The sequence below is a fragment of the Pseudomonas sp. PS01297 genome, assembly GCF_029959305.1.
GTDB classification, from domain to species: Bacteria; Pseudomonadota; Gammaproteobacteria; order Pseudomonadales; family Pseudomonadaceae; genus Aquipseudomonas; species Aquipseudomonas helleri.
On record NZ_JASCPQ010000040.1, the window covers coordinates 36,984 to 45,224 of the forward strand.

An 8,241-nucleotide genomic window follows, 5' to 3' on the forward strand; every position below is an offset into this window, starting at 1 on the left:
CAGCTCCGCGAGCCACTCCTACCGTAGGAGCTGCCGCAGGCTGCGATCTCTTAAGAAATCAGTGCCGTAGCCCGCAACTCATTCAACCAGCTCTCAAACGCCGCAGCGTCCAGCGGGCGGCTGATCAGGTAGCCTTGCGCCGTGTCGCACTGCCAGCGCTTGAGCAAGTCCAGGCTGTGGGGGTATTCGACGCCCTCGGCCACCACTTTTAGCCCCAGGTTATGGCTCATTTCAATGGTCGAGCGCACGATCACGGCATCTTCACTGGCTTCGTCCAGGTTGCGCACAAAGGACTGGTCAATTTTCAGTTCCTGAACCGGCAACCGCTTGAGGTGGGCCAGCGAGGAATAGCCCGTGCCAAAGTCGTCTACCGACAAACTGATCCCGCAATCGCGTAGCCCTTTGAGCACCGCCAGCGAATGCTCAGGGTCGTGCATCACCGCGCTTTCGGTGATTTCGAAAGTCAGTTGCTGCGCCGCCACCTGATACTGCGCCAGCAAGGCCTGCACTTGCGGGGCCAGGCAATCACCGCGCAAATCGTCAGCCGAAATGTTGATCGACAGTTGCAGGTGCAGCCCACGACGATTCCACTCGGCCAGTTGCCGAATGCTCGCTTCAATCACCCAGTCGGTCAGCAGTTTCACGCTCCCCGAACGCTCTGCCAGCGGGATGAACTCTGCCGGTGAGACCACGCCAAACACCGGATGCTGCCAACGCACCAAGGCTTCGGCCTGGCTCACATGCCCGCTGCGCAGGTCGAGTTTGGGCTGGTACTGAATAAACAGTTCGCCGTCGCTGGCGGCATGGCGCAAGTCCCGGATCAACTGGATTTGCCGCTGATGCGCGAGGTCGCGGTCCTGTTGATAGACCTGCAAGTAGCCGGTCAAGGCCGCGGCATCACTGCGCGCAATGGCCGCGCGGGCCATCAATTCTTCGGCTGTTTGGCCGTGGGTCGGGTACACCGAAATGCCCATGCGAACATCCAGTTGCACATCATGCCCGTCGAGGTTCAGAGGCTGGCTCAACAACCCATACAAGCGATCCGCCATTGCCACCCCGGCATCGACCTGGGTGTTTTCCAGCAGCAACAAGAACTCGTTGCCGGTGATGCGTGCGGCCGTGCTGCTTTCGGGCAGCGCCTCGATCAGCACATGGGTGGTTTTCAGCATGATCAACTCCAGCCCTTGGGGGCCGGAGCTTTCGCTGATCAAACGGTAGTTTTCGATACCCAGATAGATCAACACCACGCTGCGTCGTGCAGTAATGGCGCTGCCCAGACGTTCCATGACCAGCGCCCGGTTGGGCAGCCCGGTCAATGGATCGTGCAATGCGTTGTGCGCCAATTGTTGTTCACGCACGGCAATCCCGTTTTGCATGGCATTGAATGCCCGGGCCAGAAAGCCCAGTTCATCGCGGCGTTTAAGCACCACCGGCGTTGAGTAGTCACCCCGCCCGATACGCTGCGCCGCTGCGGCCAGCAGGCTGACCGGGCGCGACACTTCACGCGCCAGCCACAAAGCGCCCAGTAATGAGGCCAACAAGGCCGCGAGGGAGATCCACAAGAATTTGCGGTCCAGTGAGGTGAACGCCTGCAACGTCTGGTCCAGCGGGCTTTGCAGCAGGGCCATGACCTGGCCGTTGGCGGGGTCGCCCGAGTTAGCCATTTGCAGCAACTGCCCCAAAAAACGTTTACCGGCGAACTCACTGAAGTGCGTCAGGGGCCCCGGCGGGTTGTCGCGCAAGAACCTGACAATACTCTCGGCCATCGCCTCTGGCTGGGTGCTGGCCAACGGCCCGGAACGCCCGTCTTTCACCCCCAGAAACGACACTTCAAGGTTACTCAACGTGCGTAACTCTTGGGCAAACAGTTCGTCCATCGGCATCGCTGACACCACCCGCATCACGGGCAAAGGCGCCATCACCACGCCTTGCACCATCATGTAGGGGCGCCCGTCGAGCAGACCGATCAATTTGATCTGCGAGTCTCGCCGCGCCTGGCTCAAAGCCTGGGCATACGGAAAAGTCTGGCCTGGCGGCAGGCTCGCCAGGGTACTGCTGATGATCTTGCCTTGCAGGTCGAGCACAAACAGATCACTGCCGCGCAGGCTGGGCTCGAAGGTTTCCAGGGCGTGTTCAATTTCCTGCGGCCGTCCATCGATCACGGCCTCGCGAAAGTCCGGGTCATTGGTCAGCCAATTAAGGCCGTACTGAATGCGCCGCGCACGAAAATCGATAAACCGTTCGAACACCCGGGTGCCGTTTTTTAACTGATCTTCAGCTTGATCGCTGGCCGCCGTGACGGTCGCCGCCTTCACCGCAAAATACACGGTGCCGATCACGACCAGCAACAGCAGCGCGAGCACGAAGCTGATATGAGCCTGAAAGCTATTGCGCAATTTCATCGGCGGGCCTCAATCCATTGACGATGTTCTGCCTGTGTAACGAATCCCTGAGGCATGCGGGCACTCTCTGTGGCCAACTTAAAAGTCAAATAACTGACTTTTAGCCCAGCTTTGATAATTTTCCAGCCTCGTCGTCACAAACAAGAAGATCGCCTAATAAATACGGGCCGTCTACCGTCAAGTTGTTGGCGACAAAGGCTTAGCTTTTTACTGGCATGCAACAAGGCAACACGCGCACGGAAAGAAACGGCGCCTTGGCCTATGGTTGGGTGTTGGCTGATTTATGCGGTGAACAAAACTTCACCATTGAAACCTCTGTCTCCGTGCCCCATCTAAAGCACATACCCCATTGCGCAGGTGCCCCATGAGCGACCAGCAAAACTTTAAAGAGAACACCGTCGAGCACGCTGATATAGAACACAACGAAGCTGAATCAACCGCTCACAAGGGCGGGACCGAGCTGGCCCTGCCGGGTCAGAACCTGCCGGACAAGGTGTACATCATCCCGATTCACAATCGGCCGTTCTTCCCGGCACAAGTGCTGCCGGTCATCGTCAATGAAGAACCCTGGGCCGAAACCCTCGACTTGGTCAGCAAGTCGCCTCATCACTCGCTGGCGTTGTTTTTTGTCGACACGCCCACTGATGACCCACGCCATTTTGATACCACCAGCCTGCCCGAGTACGGCACGCTGGTGAAAGTGCACCATGCCAGCCGCGAAAACGGCAAATTGCAATTTGTGGCACAGGGCCTGAGCCGTGTGCGCATCAGCATGTGGCTCAAGCATCACCGCCCGCCGTACCTGGTAGAGGTTGAATACCCGCAGGAAGCCAATCAGCCCACCGACGAAGTCCGGGCTTACGGCATGGCGCTGATCAACGCGATCAAAGAGCTGCTGCCGCTTAACCCGCTGTACAGCGAAGAGCTGAAAAACTACCTCAACCGTTTTAGCCCCAACGATCCTTCGCCCCTCACCGACTTTGCCGCCGCCTTGACCTCGGCCACAGGCAACGAGCTGCAAGAAGTGCTCGATTGCGTGCCCGTGCTCAAGCGCATGGAAAAAGTCTTGCCGATGCTGCGCAAGGAAGTCGAAGTCGCCCGCCTGCAAAATGAAATTTCCGCCGAAGTTAACCTCAAAATCGGTGAACACCAGCGTGAATTTTTCCTTAAAGAGCAGCTCAAGGTCATTCAGCAAGAGCTGGGGCTGACCAAAGATGATCGCAGTGCCGACATCGAACAATTCAAGCAACGCCTTGAAGGCAAGACCCTGCCCGCCCAGGCCCGCAAGCGCATAGACGAAGAAATCAACAAACTGTCGATTCTTGAGACCGGCTCACCCGAGTACGCGGTCACCCGCAATTACCTGGATTGGGCCAGCTCAGTGCCGTGGGGCGTGTTCGGCAAGGACAAACTGGACCTCAAGCACGCACGCAAGGTGCTTGACGCCCACCACGCCGGGCTGGATGACATCAAAGACCGCATCCTCGAGTTCCTCGCCGTGGGCGCTTACAAAGGCTCGGTCAGTGGCTCGATCGTGTTGCTGGTCGGCCCGCCGGGCGTGGGTAAAACCAGTGTCGGCAAGTCGATTGCAGAATCACTGGGCCGTCCGTTCTACCGCTTCAGCGTTGGCGGCATGCGCGACGAAGCCGAGATCAAGGGCCATCGTCGAACCTACATCGGTGCCCAGCCGGGCAAACTGGTGCAGGCGCTCAAAGACGTGGAAGTGATGAACCCGGTGATCATGCTCGACGAGATCGACAAAATGGGCCAAAGCTTCCAGGGCGACCCGGCGTCCGCGCTGCTGGAAACCCTCGACCCTGAGCAAAACGTTGACTTCCTGGACCATTACCTGGACTTGCGCCTGGACCTGTCGAAGGTGCTGTTTGTGTGCACCGCCAACACACTGGACTCGATCCCTGGCCCTCTGCTCGACCGCATGGAAGTGATCTGCCTCTCGGGGTACATCACCGAAGAGAAAGTCGCGATTGCCAAGCGTCACCTGTGGCCTAAACAGCTGGAAAAAGCCGGTGTTGATAAAGCACGCCTGAGCATCACTGACAGTGCGCTGCGCTTGCTGATTGATGGCTATGCCCGTGAAGCCGGTGTGCGCCAGCTGGAAAAACAACTGGGTAAACTGGTGCGCAAGGCCGTGGTCAAGTTGCTCGACAACCCCGACGCGGTGATCAAAATCGGCCCCAAAGACCTCGAAGCGTCGCTGGGCGCCGCAGTGTTCCGCAACGAGCAGGTAATCAGTGGCGTCGGCGTGATCACCGGCCTGGCCTGGACCAGCATGGGCGGCGCGACATTGCCAATAGAGGCCACACGCATTCATACGCTCAACCGCGGCTTCAAGCTGACGGGGCAATTGGGCGAGGTGATGAAAGAGTCTGCTGAAATCGCCTACAGCTACATCAGCTCCCACCTGAAGCAGTTTGGCGGGGATCCGCGTTTCTTTGACGAGGCCTTTGTGCACTTGCACGTGCCCGAGGGCGCCACACCTAAAGACGGCCCAAGTGCCGGGGTCACCATGGCCAGCGCCTTGCTGTCATTGGCGCGCAACCAGGCGCCGAAAAAAGGCATCGCCATGACCGGCGAGCTGACCCTCACCGGCTACGTCCTGCCGATTGGTGGGGTGCGGGAAAAGGTCATTGCGGCCCGTCGGCAGAAAATCCACGAGTTGATCTTGCCCGAGGCGAATCGCGGCAAGTACGAGGAACTGCCGGACTACTTGAAAGAAGGCATGACCGTGCACTTCGCCAAGCGCTTCACCGACGTGGCCAAAGTGCTGTTTTAAACACTACGTGTAAGCCGCTCCGAGCTGAAACGGCGCAAACCCTTGCGCCAAAGCGGCTCGTATAAACAGGTTTGGTCGCTGGCCAAACTTGCTTAGCTAAACAACCTGTTATTTCTGACAGTAGACACATCTGTATTTCCCAACGTTAATAGGGCCTTAGCCGACAGGTATTAACGTTGGGGACTGCTATGCCACTTCACCATCCTGCGTATCAAAATCCGGATGCCCTTTGGCGCAATATTAAAGGCCCAAGTGCTTTCAACCCCAGAACCCGCGGTGAACTCAAGGCTGAGTTGCTCGACAGACCCACATTTGCGGCGCAAGAAATGACCTTCGCCAGCAGCCACAAAAAAATCACCCTGACAGCTGAGTTCGACGAGTTCGGCTCCAAGGCTTATCGCGCCATTGCCCTGAACCTGGACATCAATATCCAGTCGGGTATTTACCTGTTTAAAAAGGGCGAGCCGGGCCCTGTGCTGGGCATGTCCTACATCGAATACGTCGAAGTCGATGGGCGCGAGATGTATCACTTGAACCAGGCCAATGTCGGCACCTTGCACCTCAGCGTGATCGAGAGTTGCTACAGCGCCCGCCTGTTCACCTTTGAAGGCACGGACCATAAAGGCGAAGCCCTTGAGATGTGCGGTGATTTCACCATCAGCCCACCCCACGCCAGTTTCTGACCTTACGGCTTGAGGCCGACGACAAATGGCGCAGCCGCCATCATGGGGTATGCTGCGCACTTGTCTTTGTCCGACCGGAGCCTGCAATGTCCCTCGCACGTTTAGTCCCGCTGCTCAGCCTCGGTTTGCTGGCCGCCTGTGCGCACCCGCCTGCGCAAAACGTTACTGTTGAAGAACAAAGCGACTGTCCGATTCAACTGCATGTAGGGCAAAACCTCATGCTGTCGCTGCCCAGCAACCCCACCACCGGCTACCGCTGGGCTATCCAGGACTCGGCGGGCGGCGTGCTGCGCAGCCTTGGCCCGGAGGTTTACAACAGCAGCGATGACGGCCAGTTGCTCGGCAGTGGCGGGCATTCAACATGGCGCTTTGAGGCCTTTGCTGCGGGTACCGGTCGCCTGCGCCTGACCTCTCAGCAACCCTGGGAGCCCGAAGCAGAACCGGCGCAAACCTTCGATTGCCCCATCACCGTTAACTGAGCCGGCACGGCTTATCAGACAGACCGCGCATCCCGGCGCCAACTTGGCTAAAATGCGCCCCCGTTTTAACAATCCAGCGCCGGAACTGTCGTGAGCAAAGAAGTCGTGAGCAAAGAACCTGACCGTATTTTCGCCCAGCCCCTGGCCCAGGTCCCGGACTTCGCCTTTAACGAAGACGTGGTGCGGGTGTTCCCGGACATGATCAAGCGCTCGGTGCCGGGTTACCCGACGATTGTCGAAAACCTGGGAGTGCTCGCGGCTCAATTCGCCCAGCCCGACAGCGTGCTGTACGACTTGGGCAGTTCATTGGGCGCGGTGACCCAGGCCTTGCGCCGCCATGTGCGCAGCGAAGGCTGCAAAGTCATTGCCGTGGACAACTCCACCGCCATGGTCGAGCGCTGCCGTGAATATCTCAACGCCCAGAACTCAATGTTTCAGGAGTTGCTGCCGGTCGAGGTGATCGAAGGCGACATTCTGGCCCTCGAATTTCAGCCGGCCTCGGTAGTGGCGCTGAATTTCACCCTGCAATTTATCGCCCCTGACCAGCGCCTGGCTTTGCTCAGCCGGATTCGCCAGTCGTTGTTGCCGGGTGGCGCGATGATCCTCTCCGAGAAGCTGCGCTTCAGTGATCCCGAAGAGCATGCGCTGCTGACCGACCTGCACATCGCCTTCAAGCGGGCCAACGGTTACAGCGACCTTGAAATTGCGCAAAAGCGCAGCGCCATCGAAAACGTCATGAAGCCCGACAGCCTCGAAGAACACCGCGAACGCCTGCTGGCGGCCGGGTTCTCGAAAGTCGTGCCGTGGTTCCAGTGTCTTAACTTTGCCTCGTTGATTGCCTTGCCATGATTGATCTTTCCCCCCTCGCCCGCCGTTTGGCCGGGACGCCCTTGGCTGAATGGGCCAACACCCTGCAAGCGCAGCTCGACGTCAAAATGGAGAAAGGTCACGGTGACCTGGAACGCTGGCAAAGTGCGCTGGACGCCTTGCCCAACGTGCTGCCGACCAAGATCGACCTGCTCAACGGCCTGACCCTGGACACCGACTGCGACGACGCCACCCGCGCGCAAATGCGCCAGGCGCTGCTCGGCCTGTCACCGTGGCGCAAAGGCCCGTTTGACTTGTTCGGCGTACACGTCGACACCGAATGGCATTCAGACTGGAAATGGTCACGCGTGGCGCCGCACATCGACCTTAAGGGCAAGCGCATTCTCGATGTTGGCTGCGGCAATGGTTATTACATGTGGCGCATGCTCGGCGCAGGCGCCCACAGCGTGATCGGCGTCGACCCCAACTGGCTGTTCTTCTGCCAGTTCCAGGCCGTTCAACGCTTTTTGCAGCAAGAGGCCGCCTGGCACCTGCCCTTCCCGTTCGAAGACCTGCCGCCCAACCTGGAAGGCTTCGACACGGTATTTTCAATGGGCGTGTTCTACCACCGCCGCTCCCCCATCGAGCATTTGCTGGCGTTGAAAGACTGCCTGGTGAAAGGGGGCGAACTGGTGCTGGAAACCCTGGTGATCGAAGGCGATGTCAACCAGGTGCTGGTGCCCGAAGACCGCTACGCGCAGATGCGCAACGTGTGGTTTCTGCCTTCGATCCCCGCCCTGGAACGCTGGCTGCGCCGTGCCGGTTTCAGCGACGTGCGCTGCGTCGACGTGAGCATCACCACCGTAGAAGAACAACGTGCGACTGAATGGATGAAATACCAGTCGCTGAGCGACTACCTGGACCCGAACGACCACAGCAAAACCATCGAAGGCCTGCCCGCGCCAATGCGCGCCGTGATCGTCGCTAAAAAATAAAACCATCTACCCCCTGTGGGAGCGGGCTTGCTCGCGATATGAACACCTCGGTACATCAGGTATATCGAGGTGATCTCATCG

6 protein-coding genes are annotated in these 8,241 nt (G+C 58.7%); 5 read left to right on the forward strand and 1 reads right to left on the reverse strand.

Annotated features, from left to right (window positions below):
- Window positions 1-50 precede the first annotated feature (50 nt).
- On the reverse strand, window positions 51-2,402 hold the full coding sequence (locus QMX84_RS13825) for a GGDEF domain-containing protein (RefSeq protein ID WP_282364045.1): 2,352 nt from the start codon (window positions 2,400-2,402) through the stop codon (window positions 51-53).
- Window positions 2,403-2,766: 364 nt separating this feature from the next.
- Between QMX84_RS13825 and lon the strand changes: the two genes are divergently transcribed.
- The 5 genes from lon to cmoB all read left to right on the forward strand — a co-directional run bounded on the left by lon (window position 2,767) and on the right by cmoB (window position 8,160).
- The gene (gene lon / locus QMX84_RS13830; protein WP_282364046.1) at window positions 2,767-5,196 is read left to right on the forward strand and encodes an endopeptidase La; all 2,430 of its coding nucleotides are present in this window, start codon (window positions 2,767-2,769) and stop codon (window positions 5,194-5,196) included.
- A 188-nt stretch (window positions 5,197-5,384) separates the two neighbouring features.
- Entirely contained in the window at window positions 5,385-5,879 is a 495-nt protein-coding gene (locus QMX84_RS13835; protein WP_262124913.1) for a hypothetical protein, read from the forward strand.
- 86 nt (window positions 5,880-5,965) lie between these two features.
- Window positions 5,966-6,358, forward strand: a complete 393-nt coding sequence (locus QMX84_RS13840) for a protease inhibitor I42 family protein (RefSeq protein ID WP_262124914.1) — start codon at window positions 5,966-5,968, stop codon at window positions 6,356-6,358.
- A gap of 105 nt (window positions 6,359-6,463) precedes the next feature.
- Window positions 6,464-7,207 (forward strand): carboxy-S-adenosyl-L-methionine synthase CmoA, encoded by a 744-nt coding sequence (gene cmoA, locus QMX84_RS13845; protein WP_262124949.1) that lies wholly within the window; start codon window positions 6,464-6,466, stop codon window positions 7,205-7,207.
- Window positions 7,204-8,160, forward strand: a complete 957-nt coding sequence (gene cmoB, locus QMX84_RS13850; protein WP_262124917.1) for a tRNA 5-methoxyuridine(34)/uridine 5-oxyacetic acid(34) synthase CmoB — start codon at window positions 7,204-7,206, stop codon at window positions 8,158-8,160. Before cmoA ends, cmoB begins: the two co-directional genes overlap by 4 nt.
- The last annotated feature ends 81 nt before the right edge of the window (window positions 8,161-8,241 follow it).